At 40.8% G+C, this 15,883-nt stretch carries 13 protein-coding genes; all 13 read left to right on the forward strand.

Features of this window, described 5'->3' with window-relative positions:
- Positions 1-236 precede the first annotated feature (236 nt).
- The 13 genes from pcrA to ACOEN1_RS07425 all read left to right on the forward strand — a co-directional run bounded on the left by pcrA (position 237) and on the right by ACOEN1_RS07425 (position 15,834).
- Positions 237-2,429 carry a DNA helicase PcrA gene (gene pcrA / locus ACOEN1_RS07365; RefSeq protein WP_422486101.1) on the forward strand — a complete coding sequence of 731 codons (2,193 nt, stop codon included), beginning with the start codon at positions 237-239 and terminating at the stop codon, positions 2,427-2,429.
- Between the two features lie 17 nt (positions 2,430-2,446).
- Complete coding sequence (gene ligA / locus ACOEN1_RS07370) at positions 2,447-4,435, forward strand: NAD-dependent DNA ligase LigA (protein ID WP_422486103.1); 1,989 nt, start codon at positions 2,447-2,449, stop codon at positions 4,433-4,435.
- Positions 4,436-4,455: 20 nt separating this feature from the next.
- A complete protein-coding gene (gene gatC, locus ACOEN1_RS07375) occupies positions 4,456-4,740 on the forward strand; it encodes an Asp-tRNA(Asn)/Glu-tRNA(Gln) amidotransferase subunit GatC (RefSeq protein ID WP_422486105.1) in 285 nt (94 codons plus the stop codon).
- 11 nt (positions 4,741-4,751) lie between these two features.
- Positions 4,752-6,191 carry an Asp-tRNA(Asn)/Glu-tRNA(Gln) amidotransferase subunit GatA gene (gatA, locus tag ACOEN1_RS07380; protein ID WP_422486107.1) on the forward strand — a complete coding sequence of 480 codons (1,440 nt, stop codon included), beginning with the start codon at positions 4,752-4,754 and terminating at the stop codon, positions 6,189-6,191.
- Positions 6,191-7,621: an Asp-tRNA(Asn)/Glu-tRNA(Gln) amidotransferase subunit GatB gene (gene gatB, locus ACOEN1_RS07385; RefSeq protein ID WP_422486109.1), complete on the forward strand. Its 1,431-nt coding sequence runs from the start codon at positions 6,191-6,193 to the stop codon at positions 7,619-7,621. Before gatA ends, gatB begins: the two co-directional genes overlap by 1 nt.
- 73 nt (positions 7,622-7,694) lie before the next feature.
- Positions 7,695-8,948, forward strand: a complete 1,254-nt coding sequence (locus ACOEN1_RS07390; protein ID WP_422486111.1) for a dicarboxylate/amino acid:cation symporter — start codon at positions 7,695-7,697, stop codon at positions 8,946-8,948.
- A 77-nt stretch (positions 8,949-9,025) separates the two neighbouring features.
- Entirely contained in the window at positions 9,026-10,015 is a 990-nt protein-coding gene (locus tag ACOEN1_RS07395) for an AIR synthase family protein (RefSeq protein ID WP_422486113.1), read from the forward strand.
- Positions 10,016-10,128: 113 nt separating this feature from the next.
- Positions 10,129-12,261, forward strand: a complete 2,133-nt coding sequence (locus ACOEN1_RS07400) for an N-acetylmuramoyl-L-alanine amidase (RefSeq protein ID WP_422486115.1) — start codon at positions 10,129-10,131, stop codon at positions 12,259-12,261.
- A 54-nt stretch (positions 12,262-12,315) separates the two neighbouring features.
- Positions 12,316-12,837: a DUF2179 domain-containing protein gene (locus tag ACOEN1_RS07405; protein ID WP_422486117.1), complete on the forward strand. Its 522-nt coding sequence runs from the start codon at positions 12,316-12,318 to the stop codon at positions 12,835-12,837.
- A gap of 99 nt (positions 12,838-12,936) precedes the next feature.
- Entirely contained in the window at positions 12,937-13,668 is a 732-nt protein-coding gene (gene rph / locus ACOEN1_RS07410) for a ribonuclease PH (RefSeq protein ID WP_422486119.1), read from the forward strand.
- A gap of 12 nt (positions 13,669-13,680) precedes the next feature.
- The gene (rdgB, locus tag ACOEN1_RS07415; RefSeq protein ID WP_422486121.1) at positions 13,681-14,274 is read left to right on the forward strand and encodes an RdgB/HAM1 family non-canonical purine NTP pyrophosphatase; all 594 of its coding nucleotides are present in this window, start codon (positions 13,681-13,683) and stop codon (positions 14,272-14,274) included.
- The gene (locus ACOEN1_RS07420; protein ID WP_422486122.1) at positions 14,267-14,752 is read left to right on the forward strand and encodes a YfcE family phosphodiesterase; all 486 of its coding nucleotides are present in this window, start codon (positions 14,267-14,269) and stop codon (positions 14,750-14,752) included. Before rdgB ends, ACOEN1_RS07420 begins: the two co-directional genes overlap by 8 nt.
- An 11-nt stretch (positions 14,753-14,763) precedes the next feature.
- Positions 14,764-15,834 (forward strand): DNA polymerase IV, encoded by a 1,071-nt coding sequence (locus ACOEN1_RS07425; RefSeq protein WP_422486123.1) that lies wholly within the window; start codon positions 14,764-14,766, stop codon positions 15,832-15,834.
- Positions 15,835-15,883: the final 49 nt, after the last annotated feature.

A 15,883-nucleotide genomic window follows, 5' to 3' on the forward strand; every position in this document is an offset into this window, starting at 1 on the left:
AAGTAGAAAAATCCCGGAATAATAATCTGGGGTTTTTCCTTTAAGGAGAGTTTTCCTTGATGTAAAATTTGGAATGAAATCATAAGAACTTTAAGACTGATTATTCTATGAAGGAACCGGATTAGGTGGTGTTAATTAAACACTCCGAACCGGTTCCTTTTCTATTAGTGCTTTTTTGTGGAAATCTTCCAGTCAATACTATATAATTGTAGAGAGAATAGTTAGGATGGTGACAAATGGATTATATAAAGGGACTTAACGATAGACAAAAGGAGGCGGTTCTTCACACTGAAGGACCTTTACTTATTATGGCAGGTGCAGGAAGCGGTAAGACAAGAGTTGTTACCCACAAAATTGCACATCTTATCGACCATAAGGGAGTATCTCCCTACGAAATCCTTGCAATAACATTTACCAACAAGGCTGCAAATGAAATGAAGGAAAGGGTGGCAAACCTTATTGCGGTGGATGTTGACAAGATGTGGATGGGAACATTCCACTCCATCTGTGTAAGGATGTTAAGACGAGATATTGAAAAAATCGGATATGACAAGAACTTTTCCATATACGACAGGGATGATCAGAAGACCCTGATCAAGGAATGCATGAAGGAGTTGAATCTTGACAAGGAGATGTACAAGGAAAACGGCCTTTTGGCAAAGATCGGTGAACTGAAGAACACTCAGGTAACCCCTGATGAATATATCAATGACAACTACGGAGATTTCAGGGAGAGAAATATCGGTGAAGCCTATGCCCTGTATCAGAAAAAGCTGAGATTCTACAATGCACTGGATTTTGATGATCTTCTGATAAAAGGTGTTGAACTTCTGAAAACCAGCCCACAGGTACTTAAAAGATACCAGGAGAGATTCAAGCACATCTTTGTGGATGAGTACCAGGATACAAACAAGGTTCAGTACCAGTTTGTAAAGCTTCTTTCAGGATATCACAACAACATATGCGTAGTGGGCGATTCAGACCAGGCCATATATTCCTGGAGACATGCTGATATAACAAATATACTGGAATTTGAGAAGGATTTTCCAGGTGCCAAGGTAATACTTCTTGAGCAGAACTATCGTTCAACTGAAGCTATACTAAAGGTTGCCAATCAGGTTATCCAGAAGAACACCCAAAGAAAGCACAAGAATCTCTGGACTGACAAGAATGAAGGAAGCAGTGCTGTTTACACACCCTTGGATTACTCTGAGGGAGAAGCATTTTTTGTTGCAAAAAAGATCCATCACCTTATGTACAAGGGATACAAGTTGAAGGATATAGCAATTCTCTACAGGACAAATGTACAGTCAAGACCTTTTGAGGAGGCCTTTATGGCTGAAGAACTTCCATACAAGGTTATCGGTGGACTGAAGTTCTACGACCGCAGGGAAGTAAAGGACATAATCGCATATCTTAAATTCATTCAGAATCCAAATGACAACATAGCATTGAAAAGGATAATAAATACACCCAAGAGGGGAATCGGAAAGGCTACAATAGAAAAGATGGAAGCCTATGCCGAGGAGAGAAATGAATCACTATACAGTGCAGTACTTGACAGGGAAAAGATTGACGTTCTTTCATCAAGAGCAAAAAACTCCATATCACCCTTTGCAGATTCGATGAATATTCTTATGGCTAAAAAGGAACTTATGGGAATCAAGGAATTTATCAAGGAGACCATGGAATCAACAGGGTACATTGCAGATCTTGAAAAGGAAGGGACAATTGAGGCAAGAACGAGAATTGAAAATATCAAGGATTTCCTTTCTGTTGCTTTGATATTTGAGCAGAAGAATCCTGAGTCAACCCTTGAGGACTTCCTGGCTAGCGTATCTCTTCTTTCCGATGTAGACAAGACAGTGGAAGACGACAATGTAATATCCATGATGACTGTACACAGCGCCAAGGGACTGGAATTTCCCGTGGTATTCCTCGTTGGGATGGAGGAAGGACTCTTCCCCATTTCAAGAGCCATGGATTCTCTTGAGGAACTGGAAGAGGAGCGGAGGCTTTGCTATGTCGCAGTGACCCGGGCAGAGGAACAGCTTTTTATTACAAGTGCCAAGGCAAGGACATTATATGGAAGAACAGACTATACGATTCCATCAAGCTTTTTGGATGAGATGGGTGATACCCTTGAAATAGATAAGTCGGAGGAAAAGAAGAAGGAAATAGCCAAGGATCCTCTGGAAGTAAAAAGATCCATGGAGTATAACAAGGACAACTTCATTCCAAAGCCAATAAGGAAGAAGACATCGGATGTCCCGATTTCAGTGGGAACAAAAGTGAAGCATGAAAAATTCGGCAATGGAATGATAGTAAGCATTGAAGAGGTCAATGACGACAAGAAGGTAAGGATAGCCTTTGACGGCGGAGGCTTAAAAACCCTTATGCTGTCAATGGCACCATTGACCATAATTTAATCAAAGGAGAGATTGGCATGGCTGAAAAACAAAGACTGGATGAGCTTATCCAGCTTATCGACCGGTACAATTACAGCTACTATACCTTGGATAAGCCGGAAATCAGTGATGCGGAATACGATAGACTATACGACGAGCTGGTTAAACTAGAAGATGAACTAGGCATCCAATATGACTATTCTCCCACTGGACGGGTTGGAGGAGAAGTCCTGCCTGGATTTAAGAAGCATATACATCGAGGAAGATTGTGGAGCCTTGATAAAAGCCAAAGTGAAGAGGAACTAAGATCATGGGCTGAAAGAATCCAGAGAGTTGTCAGGGAATACAATAGTGATAATGAGGACAGTCTACCGGAGCCTGAATTTGTACTGGAGTTTAAATTTGATGGCCTTACGGTAAATCTCACTTATGATGACGGAACCCTGATTCAGGGAGCAACAAGAGGAAATGGAATACAGGGAGAAGCAATTCTGCCCCAGCTTAAAACAATAAGATCAATACCGATGAGAATTCCCTTTAAGGGAAAGGTTGAAATCCAAGGGGAAGGATTAATGCCCTTGTCTGTGCTACAAAGCTATAACGAGACGGCTGATGAGCCACTAAAGAATGCCAGAAATGCAGCAGCAGGAGCTTTAAGGAATCTTGACCCGAGAACAACAGAAAAAAGAAAGCTTGCAGCCTTCTTTTACAACACTGGATATATTGAAGGTAAAAGTTTCTCGACCCATATGGAAATGATTGATTTTCTGAAGGAAAACAGACTGCCTGTTTTTCCATATATCAAGGTTTTTCAGTCAGTTGACAGGCTGATGGAGGAAATTCACAGACAACAGGAAGAAAGAAGAAGTCTGGATGTCCTTACGGATGGAATGGTAGTAAAGCTTAATGATCTAAGGAGCAGGGAAATCCTTGGATATACAAATAAATTTCCCAGATGGGCAATTGCATACAAATTTGAAGCTGAGGAAACCACAACAAGGGTAATTGGAGTACAATGGAATGTGGGAAGGACTGCAAAGGTTACACCTTCAGCAATACTCGACCCGGTGGATATCGGCGGCGTTACTGTAAAGAGAGCAACGCTCAACAATTACGATGACATTGAACGAAAGGGTGTAAAACTCAATGGACGGGTGCTGATAAGGCGATCAAATGATGTAATACCTGAAATCCTTGGCAGCATGCCAACTGATGAACCAGTTTCAGACATAGAAAAACCCACACACTGTCCAGCATGTGGAAGTGAGCTGTATCAAAACGGAGTTCACATATTCTGCCCAAATTCACTATCCTGCAAGCCACAGCTGGTTTCAAGGTTGGAGCATTTTGCCAGCAGGGATGCAATGAACATCGAAGGCTTCAGCGAAAAAACAGCAGAGATTTTTGTAGAAAAATTGGATATAAAGGACCTCCCGGATATTTACGAGCTGAAATACAATGATATAATAGAATTGGACGGCTTCAAGGAAAAGAAGACACAAAACCTGATAGATGCACTTGAAAAAAGCAAGGATGTAAGCCTTCATTCATTTATATACGCATTGGGAATTCCCAATGTAGGAATAAAGACAGCAAGGGACTTGGCTGACAGGTACGGATCTCTCCAGGATATCATGAATGCTAGTATTGATGAACTGATTCAGATACCAGATATTGGAGAAATTGTAGCCCAGTCCATCGTTGAATTCTTCCATGATGACAGAATCCAGCAAGGTATAGACAAGCTTCTTAAAGAAGGGGTAGAACCTCATCACGAAACGGTAGAAGTTCAGGGAGAATCAATATTTACAAACAAGACAGTAGTCATAACCGGAACAATTGAAGGCCTTACAAGAAATGAAATAAAGGAAAGGGTTCAGCTTATGGGCGGAACAGTAACTGGTTCTGTAAGCAAAAAGACTGATTTTGTAATTGTGGGAGCTGAGGCAGGAAGCAAGCTTAAAAAGGCACAGGAGCTCGATATCCCAATTATTGGGGAAGAGGAGCTTAAAAATATATTGAAGTAATTAAAGAGGAGGAGAATGCTATGATAACCAGAGACCAGGTTGTTCATATTTCAAGTATCTCAAAGCTTAAGTTTACAGATGAAGAGCTGGATGAGTTTACTGAAAAATTTGATCAGGTAATAGGTTTTCTTGAGAAAATCAAGGAAGTTGACACTGAAAACGTTGAACCTACCTTCACCATCAACGACGAAGATGGAATCATGAAGGAAAACGGTGAAAGCCAGACACTTTCAAGGGAAGAGGTTCTGGAAAACACAGTTGAATCGCAGTACGGATACTTCAAGATACTAAAAGTTGTTGAATAGGGAGGTATATTATGGACATTACCAGCTTAAAAGGATGGGAAATGAGAGAAAAACTTCTGAAAAAGGAACTATCCTCAACAGAAATCTTAAGTGCCCATCTGGATAGAATTGACAAAGTCGAAAAAGACTTAAACTCATTTATTACTATGGACAGAGAAAATGCCTTGGAAACTGCAAAAAGAGTTGATAAAAAACTTCAAAATGGAGAAAAGCTAGGAATAATTGCAGGACTCCCAGTTGGACTTAAGGACAATATCCTGACCAAGAACCTGAGGACCACATGCGGATCCAGGATGCTTGAAAATTTCAATCCACCATATGATGCAACAGTGGTAAAAAAAATTGTGGATGAAGATGGTATAATTATTGGAAAAACAAATATGGACGAATTTGCCATGGGAGGTTCAACCGAGACTTCATACTTTGGCATTACAAGAAACCCGAAGGACCTCACAAGGGTTCCAGGGGGATCATCCGGAGGTTCGGCTGCAGCCGTAGCAGGAAACGAACTGCCCTTGGCATTAGGTTCTGATACTGGTGGGTCTGTAAGACAGCCGGCCAGCTTCTGTGGAATAGTTGGAATGAAACCTACCTATGGTTTGGTATCAAGGTATGGTGTGGTTCCAATGTCAAACTCGCTTGACCAGATTGGAGTCTTCGGAAGAGATGTCCGCGATGCTCATATGATGCTTCAAACGGTCACAGGCTATGATCCACTAGATGCTACATCATCAAAGAAGGCCGATAGAGATATTTCGATAGAAGGCATAAATTCTTTGAAAGGACTTAGGATTGCATTGCCTGAGCAGTATAAGAACTTGAGGATTACAGGCGATGATAAGATACAGGAAAGATTCAAGGAGACAGTAAAGGTATTTGAGGATGCAGGAGCGATCGTGGAATACGTACCACTACCATCCCTGAAATACGCATTGGAAACCTATTATGTAATCATGGCGTCAGAGGTGAGTACAAATCTTTCAAGATTTGATGGAATTCGTTTTGGATACAGAACCGAGAATTATGAAACACTTGATGAATTGTACACAAATTCGAGGACGGAAGCATTTGGAGAAGAAACAAAGAGAAGAATCATGATGGGAAACTATGCCTTAAGTGCAGGTCATCAGGCTCAAAGCTATAAGAAGGCATTAAGAATAAGAACTCTGATAAAACAGGATTATGAAAACGCATTTAAGGATCATGACATAATTCTTTCCCTTACTGCACCAATGCTTCCATTTAAACTGGATTCAATGATAAATTCACCAGTAGATATGTACAAGGCTGACCTATATACAGTTCCAGTTAATCTTGCAGGTCTTTGTGGTATATCCATACCAATGGGAGATTTAGATAACCTACCTGTTGGATTCCAGATTACAGGGCCGAGATTTGGTGATTCCACAATACTTAAAGCAGGCTTAGGCTATGAAAGGGCGGTGAGATAATGGCTAAGAAGACATTGATAGGTCTTGAGATTCACGTTGAGCTCTCCACGGATAAGAAAATGTTCTGCAATTGTAAAAACCAATACGGTGCAGATGTCAATACACAAGTTTGCCCCATATGCCTTGGACTTCCAGGAGCATTGCCTGTTATAGACAAGCAGGCGGTTGAATATGCAATCAGGGCGGGAATTGCCTTTGATAGCGAAATTGCAGATGCAATAAGGATGGACAGAAAGAATTACTTCTACCCTGACCTTACGAAGGGATATCAGATCTCACAGGCAGACCATCCCTTGTGTTCAGGTGGATACCTTGAAATTGAGCTGGAGTCCGGACGAAAGAAGATCACACTGGACCGAATCCATATAGAAGAAGATACTGGAAAACAGCTTCACACTGAGGATGGTACATCCCTGTTGGATTTCAACAGATGTGGAGTTCCACTGGTTGAAATTGTAACCAATCCAGACGTCAGCTCAGCTGAAGAAGCCAAGCTTTTCCTCGAGAAATTAAGAAATACCCTTAAATACATTGGAATTTCAGATGTAAGGATGGAGGAAGGCTCTTTAAGATGTGACGTCAATATTAACGTCGTAGACGATGAAGAGGGAACAAAGACCAATATAACTGAAGTCAAGAACCTTAACTCCTTCAGATCTGCAGTAAAGGCAATTGAATACGAGGAAAAAAGACATAGAGTGCTTATGGAAAAGGGAGAAAACACGGATAAGGAGACCAGAAGATGGGATGAAGTAGCAGGAGAAACCATCCTTATGCGAAAAAAATACACTGCCGATGACTACAGATTCGCAAACGAGGCGGATATAACGCCAATCAAGATAGACAGGGAGTGGCTTGAAAGCATACGGAAAAATCTACCCGAACTTCCACATGCCAAAAAGATGAGATTTATTGAGGAGTACGATTTGAGTGATTACGAAGCCGGAGTGCTTACACAATCTCAGGAACTTGCACATTTCTTCGAGGAAACACTTGTAAATGTCAAGGATGCAAAGCTACTTGGAAACTGGATGATGGGAGATGTTTTAAGAAGACTTAAAGACGAAGACAAGGACTTTGAAGAAATGCCAATATCATCAACTAACCTTGCAGAGCTTATTATTCTTGTAAAGGATGGCAAGATCAACAACAACACTGGAAAGAAAGTCTTGAGGGAAATGTTTGAAACCGGAAAGTCGCCTGGAGCAATTGTTGAGGAAAAAGGTTTGATACAGATTTCAGACGAAGGCGAGCTTGAAAAGATTGTGGTGGAGACCCTGGATAGCAATCCTCAGTCCGTTGAAGATTTCAAGAACGGTAAGGACAGGGCAGTTGGATTCCTTGTAGGGCAGATTATGAAAGCAACAAAAGGAAAGGCTAATCCACAGCTGGTAAATAAACTGTTGATGGAAAAAATCAAGGAAAGATAGACGATTTTATGCTTTGACTTTACGACGCTGTATCGTTATAATATATGTAATAAAAAGAAAAGGGGGAAGAGTCATGAAAAAAGGCAAATACGGACTGACAACAAAGGTTCTGATGGCTTTGGTAATCGGTATTATTACAGGTATTTTAGTTTATAACATGCCATCGGGTACTCTTAAGGACACAGTTTTGGTTGACGGATTATTCCTGTTTCTGGGACAAGTGTTTCTCCGTGCCATAATGATGCTTGTTGTGCCGCTGGTATTTATTTCCTTGGTTAACGGAGCCGCAAATATGGGCGATGTAACAAAACTTGGAAGAGTTGGTTCAAAGACAGTGCTATTCTATCTGACAACAACAGCCATAGCAATTGTAATAGCGCTTACACTAGGTGTACTTCTTAAACCCGGAATTGGCTTGGACATGGGGGCTGTAGAGGCTGTTGAAGTAACCATGAGGGACAAGGTGCCCCTTGTGCAGACATTCTATGAGATGATTCCCAATAACATAGTAGGTGCAATGGCTTCAGGCAGCATGCTTCAGATCATTGTATTTGCATTGTTGACAGGAGTAAGCCTTTCACTTTTGGGAGAAAAGGGAGCATATCTTGCAAACCTGTTTGAAAGATTGAATGACCTTATTATGAAGCTTGTTGAAATTGTAATGATATTTGCTCCAATAGGTGTATTCGGCTTGATTGCAAGAACATTCTCAACTGTTGGATATTCTGCCATGATACCTCTGATGAAGTACATTGGCACGGTCTACATCGGTTTATTGATTCACGCTACAGTGGTATATGGTTCCATGTTTAAGATATTTTCAGGATTAAGTCTGAGAACCTTCTACAAAAAATTCCTTCCTGCAATGTCAGTTGCCTTTTCAACTGCAAGTTCAGGAGCTACAATTCCAGTAACCTTGGAAATAACTGAAAGAGACTTGGGCGTATCCAAGGAAATATCATCATTTACAGTACCGTTGGGAGCTACGATCAATATGGATGGAACAGCAATAATGCAGGGTGTTGCATCACTTTTTGTAGCACAGGTGTACGGGATTGAAATGACCTTGGCAATGATGCTTACAATTGTCCTTACAGCAACCTTGGCATCGATTGGAACTGCAGGAGTCCCGGGAGCAGGTGCAATAATGCTGACAATGGTTCTCCAATCAGTGGGACTGCCCCTTGAAGGAATTGGATTGATCATGGGAATCGACAGACTTGTCGATATGGCCAGAACCGCAATAAATGTAACAGGTGATGCCGTATGTACCACCATTATTGCAAAATCTGAAGGCGGTTTGAACGAAGATGTGTTTAATTCGTAGAAACATTGCCCTGACACCAGTCAGGGCTTTTAATTTTGCCACTTATCTGTTACCATATCATTAAGGAGGCGAGCGGGTTGGAGATAGGTAAAGTACCTAATGAATTACTTGAAAAAATAGTGTTTAACAATATATCTTTACAGCGTGACGAAGTACTTGTCAGGGCAAGCATTGGTGAAGATACGGGTGTAATGGACCTTGGGGGAGACCTTTGTGTAGTCAGTACAGACCCCATAACAGGCGCTACAAAGGCACTTGGGGCTTTGGCTGTGCATGTATCCTGCAATGATGCTGCAACCAAGGGGGCGGAGCCTGTGGCCCTGCTGTTGACCATCTTGTGCCCAGATGGGACAGGGGAAAAGGAACTTGAAGAGGTTATGAAGGAAGCAGGAGAGGCAGCGGCTGAGGTAAATGTTGAAATAATAGGTGGGCACACGGAAATAACAGACGCCGTTACAAGGATGGTCTTAAGCACAACTGTAATTGCCAGAATGAAAAGAGAACATCTTTACACATATGAGTCCATAAAGTTAGGAGACAAGGTGGTTATTTCAAAATGGATAGGCCTGGAGGGTACGCACATCCTAGCAAGTGAACTAAGAGGCAAACTAGGGGATAAGTTCAGCCAGGATGAAATCCAGGAAGCAATAGATCTTGGAAGACACCTAAGCGTAGTAAAGGAAGGTATCTTTGCTAAGAAACATGGAGTAAAATATATGCACGATATAACAGAAGGTGGAATCTACGGAGCAATCTGGGAGACTGGAAAAGCAATTGGAAAAGGTATAGACTTGTTTGAAGATCAGCTGCCAGTTCAAGATATTACAAAGAGAATTTGTGATCATCTGGGTGTGGACGTAAGAAAATTGATATCCAGTGGAAGCATGATAATGGTTGTACCGGATGAAAGTGCAGATAATCTTATCCAGGGACTTGATGGACTTGGCGTTCCTTCAACCCTTATAGCAGAGGTTACGGAAGCTGGGATTTTCAGTGTGAAAAACGGTGACAGGAAGGAGATAAAATCACCTGGAACAGATGAACTTTACAGGGCTTTGGAAATATAGTCCGTCATATTACATTATGGTTACATTGTACCCTTCGATATTGTATGAAGACCTTTAAAATGATATAAATAACCTAGGTAGAGTTATGTTTTTCTAAAGCGGAGGAGATACTTATGAGACGGATAATTTTGACATCAATAATATTGCTTTTTATAACCCTGTTTTCAGTATCATTTGGAAACAGCGTAGATATAAACGTAAATGGAAGCGCCATGGCAGTGCCAAGGGTGGCAGTTGTAATGGATGGAAAGTCTACAAATTCAGAGTTTTCATCATTTATAATGGGAGACAGGACCCTTGTGCCCATAAGATTTGTTGCTGAGAGTTTTGGAGCGGATGTAGGTTGGAATGCTGCAACAAGAACTGCTACTGTAACCCATAAGGGAAGCCAATTGGATCTTACAATAGACAGCAATGTTGTTCTTGTCAACGGAAATGCAATGACGCTTGAAGAGAATTCAATACCGAAACTTGTTACCTACACATCTTTGAATGAAGCCAAGACAATGGTACCAGTAAGATTTGTATCAGAAATAATGGGTTATGAGGTAGGCTGGGATGCAAGCAGCTACACTGCCATGATAAATACACCAAAAACTCAGGAAACAGGAGATGAGAGAACAATCTCAGGAATCCATGCTGAAGAAGGATGGAATGGAAACTACAGAATTAGAATCCAGACTGACGGAGAATTGAAATACAAGACCATGTTCCTTCCTGCATCAAACAAGCTTGTTTTGGATGTTGAAAATACAATCCTTGATGTTGATGGAAGCAAGGCAAGACCGGGAGATGTAATTGTGGATGATGAGCTTATATCGAGACTTCAGTATTCACAGTTTACAATCAGCCCATATACTACGAGAATAGTTATGACATTGAATAAAGAGGAAGATTTCAGAATTGTTCAGGAAGATGGCGAAGCTTATGTGCTTTTCCAGGATGACCAACTGGAAAAACCTGAAGAACCAGTCAGGGGAGAAGACCCTGAAGAAGATGAAGATGATGATGAAGATGAGTATACTGGTCCAAAGATGATAAGACAGGAAATAGTAAATGGCAAGCAGGCAATAGTTGTTTACGGTGTTGAAAGTCAAGATTATCATGTTATGAAGATTAGCGATCCAACAAGACTTGTTATAGATATAATGGATACGAAAATAATTGGAGAGCTTTACCAGGAATATGATTATAGATTAAACTTTATTAAGGGAGTAAGGGCATCCCAGTTTGATAGCAACAAAACATATGGGCCTGACAAGGATGTAGTCAGGGTGGTTCTTGATGTAATGGAAGGCACCAGAGACCCAGGAATTATTGTTATGCCTGAAAGAGGCAGACTCGTTATTCTCCCTGAGGAAAATGCATGGGATGCATTCCAATATGAAAACAGAGGAACCGAGAGTGTCTTTGAATTTAGAAACCTTTTCCCTACACAATATGACATTGATTACGATGAACTTAGAAAAGAAATTGAAATAACATTGCCAGTTACAGCCACAGACCTTCCTGATGGTACATTCCAAATTGGAGACCAGCTGGTGAGAGATGTATCTGTTGAAAGAGGAAGAAACGAAACGAAAATTATAATCCGATTCAGAAGAGGAGTAGTTTATAGCGTCCTCTCAAGACCTGAAGAACAGGTAATCAGATTGCAGGCAATCAGAAACGAGGTAGTCTTGCCTCAGAATACAACCATAGTAGTAGATGCAGGTCATGGTGGCAAAGACCCAGGTGCAGTCAAGGGAAACATTAATGAGAAGGATATAAACCTTCAAACATCCTTTAAGTTAAGAGACGCACTGCTTGCCAGGGGATACAATGTCATTATGACAAGAGATACAGATGTTTTTATTGACCTCTACAGTAGACCAAGAATTGCAAATGAAAACAATGCAGATTTATTTATAAGTCTTCATGCAAATGCAACAATGAGCAGTTCAATAAACGGTCTTGAAATATTATATTGTCCTGCATATGAAAGTGACAAGAAAATGTATGACCAGTTCCCATTTGCTGAATTCATTTACAATGGAATTCTTGATCAGACTGGAAGAACTGGAAGGGGAATAATCAAAAGACCGGAGCTTGTAGTCCTTAGGGAGACCGAGATGCCAGCAGTACTGGTTGAAACCGGATATATGACAAACCCAGAAGAGCTTACACTTGTATTATCTGATCGTTACCAGAACCAAGTGGTTGATGGAATTATAAACGCAGTAGAGCAATATTTTAAAGAGTATTAATAAAAGGGGAGGGCTAAGCCTTCCCTTGTATATGTTTGAAAGGGGAATTTTTTAATGGAAATGATTTTTGGATACTTCCTGATATTCTTTGCCAGGATGCTGGATATGTCCATGGCTACAGTCAGGACACTGATGGTGATGCAGGGAAGAAAGTTTCAAGCCGCACTTCTTGGATTTTTCGAGGTGGGAATTTATGTTATGGTACTGGGCAAGGTCGTAAATTCACTTGATAATCCCTATAATCTTCTGTCATACTGTCTTGGGTTTGCGGCGGGTAATTATGTGGGTATTATGATTGAAAACAAGATTGCCCTTGGAAATCTATCAGCTCAAATAATATTAAAGACTGCCAATAACGATATACTGATTGATACACTAAGAAGTGAGAAATTTGGAGTTACGAGCTATGAGGGCCAGGGAATAGAAGGACCAAGAGAGATGCTAACAGTTGCTCTTAACAGAAAAGATCTTCCAAGATTAAAGAGGATTGTGGACAGTATCGATGCGAATGCATTTATAACAGTAAACAGTATCAGTCCAATACGTGGTGGATACTTTATAAGAAAGAAAAAATGATATTCCCCCTTGCAAAAGGGGTTTTTTGTTTCCTGAATATATGAATAAGATCCAATGTCTGATAGAATGAAGATATAATTAAAACGAGGAGTTGTTTGGATGAGAATAGACAATAGGAAAAGCGATGAGATGAGATCTGTAAAAATAGAAAGGGATTATTTATTGCACCCATACGGGTCAGTACTTATACAGATGGGAGATACAAAAGTAATATGTACTGCAATGGTTGAGGACAAGGTTCCTCACTTTTTGAAAAATACTGGGACAGGATGGGTTACAGCAGAGTATTCGATGCTGCCGGGAAGTACTATAACAAGGAAAATGAGGGACTCTACCAAGGGAAGAATTGATGGCAGAAATACGGAAATTCAAAGACTGATTGGAAGATCATTAAGATCAGTTGTGGATTTGAAAAAGCTTGGTGAAAAAACCGTCTGGATAGACTGTGACGTAATACAAGCTGATGGAGGAACAAGAACAGCCTCCATTACAGGTGCCTATATTGCGCTTGTCGATGCATTGCACAAGTCATACAAGCAGGGAGAACTGAAGGAGTTCCCAATAACAGGATATCTGTCAGCAATAAGTGTTGGAGTAGGTGCAGAGGGACCAATTCTTGACCTGTGCTATCAGGAAGACCATATTGCCATGGTGGATATGAATGTTGTAATGGGAGATGGCGGTAAGTATGTTGAGGTACAGGGGACAGGTGAGAATTCAACCTTCTCAAGGAAAGAGCTGGATCAGCTGCTTGATTTGGCTGAAAAGGGTACAAGTGAATTGATTGAACTGCAAAAAGAAATTCTTGGACCGATTACGGATCTGATTTAGTGAGGGAATGATATGAGAAAACTGATACTTTCAACAGACAATAAAAACAAGGCAAAGGAATTAAGGGAGATTCTAAAGGATCTTCCACTAGAGATTCTCACAAAACAAGAGGCAGGAATCGAAGACCTTAGTGTCGTAGAGGATGGAGATACACTCCAATACAACAGTCTAAAAAAAGCAAGGGAACTGTCAGTGCTTGTGGATGCAATGGTTATGGCAGATGATTCAGGACTGTTTGTGGATTCTTTAGGTGGAGCTCCTGGAGTCTATTCCTCCAGATATGGAGGAGAAGATGGAAATGATGCTCTTAACAACGAGACATTGCTAAAAAATCTGGAGGGAAAAGACAGAAAAGCATCATTCAAGACTGTAATTGCACTAATAACAGAAGACAATCAGGAGTATACAGTTGAAGGTGAATGCAAGGGAAAAATCTTGCAAAGCCCAATGGGAGAGAATGGATTTGGATACGACCCATTGTTTGTACCGGATGGCTATTCAAGAACCTTCGCTCAGCTGCCATCCAGTGTCAAGAATTCAATCAGCCATCGAAGCAGGGCAATCGATGCCTTGAGAGAAAAACTGGAGGAGATATTAAGTGAGTAGCATTAAGGTAATCGTAGTTTCTGACACACATCACGTCACTCAACCGATTATTCAGGCATTGAAGAAGGAAAAGGATGCAGATGCCTTTTTTTTCCTTGGAGATTTTGTTGAAGACGGGGAAAAAATCAAGAAAGAACTCAAGATCCCATCCCATATAATCGGTGGAAATGGCGACTGGTCAACATACTACAAAAAAGAAATGATTGTTAAACTTGGTGGAAAGAAGATTCTTCTTATCCATGGACACAAGCAAGGTGTCAAGAATGGATTACAGAGGCTTTATTACCATGCACTTGAAAACAAGGCTGATGCAGTACTCTTTGGACATACTCATATGCCTGGAGTACACAGGGAAGAAGACTTGTTTATGCTGAATCCAGGTAGCCCGTCTTTTCCAAGAGGTGGATTTACACAAGGGACATATGGAATACTGCACATCGGCCAAATGATAACAGGAGAAATCAAGAAAATCGGGTAGGAGAGAGATAAATGGCAACATCACTGGACTTTCTGCATCTGGATATGGATGCGTTTTTTGCAGCAGTTGAGGAAAGGGATAATCCCTATCTTAAGGGACACCCCGTTATAGTAGGTGGTAGAAGCAACAGAGGCATTGTAACCACCTGTAATTATGAAGCTAGAAAGTACGGTATACATTCAGCCATGCCTATTTTTATGGCAAAGGAAAGATGCCCTCATGGTATCTATGTTCCTGGTAGAATGTCGAGATACCAGGAAGTATCACGTCAGGTATTTCAAATACTCAGAGGAATTACAGACAGAATAGAACCCCTCTCAATCGATGAAGCCTACATGGATATATCAGGAATGGACAAGAGTCCAGAAGAGATAACTGAGTTGATCAAGAGCAGGGTGATGAAGGAGACAGAACTGACCCTTTCAATTGGAGTGTCTTTTAACAAATTTCTTGCAAAACTGGCATCGGACTGGAACAAGCCTGACGGATTTATGAAGATAACTGAGGATATGATGCCACAAATATTATTCCCTTTACAGGTCAGCAAGGTATACGGGATTGGGAGCAAGTCCAGAAAGCGGCTTAATGATATTGGAATATACACAGTGGAACAGCTTTACCAGCTACCAGAGGATTTTCTGGTGGATATGTTTGGAAGAGGTGGAAGGGAAATATACGATAGGATCAGAGGCGTGGATAGAAGGACAATAACAACAACCAGGGAGAGAAAATCCATGGGAGTTGAAAGGACCTTTCGAGAGACAAGAGACAAGAAGCTTCTTATTGAAAGGCTGAAAGAATATTCAATTGAACTTGAAAAGGACCTGGAAAGTAGAAACATACACGGAAGGACACTTACGGTAAAGATCAAGGATGAAGACTTTCAAAGCCACACCCGAAGCAGGACATTTAATCACTATATATCAGATGGAGATGAAATATTCAAATTGGCCAGTATGCTTTTTGGTGAAATGGAGTGGGACAAGAGCCTACGACTTTTAGGTGTTTCAATCAGTAATCTTATGGACAAGAGCATGGAACAGCTTTCATTTTTAGGAGCTGAAAAAATCCAGGAATCTTAAACTAAATTATTGACATGGTATTTTCAACCTGTTATAATCATATAAGTCA

Origin of the sequence: Gudongella sp. DL1XJH-153, from assembly GCF_049310905.1 — a bacterium.
Taxonomy (GTDB): Bacteria; Bacillota; Clostridia; order Tissierellales; family Tissierellaceae; genus Gudongella.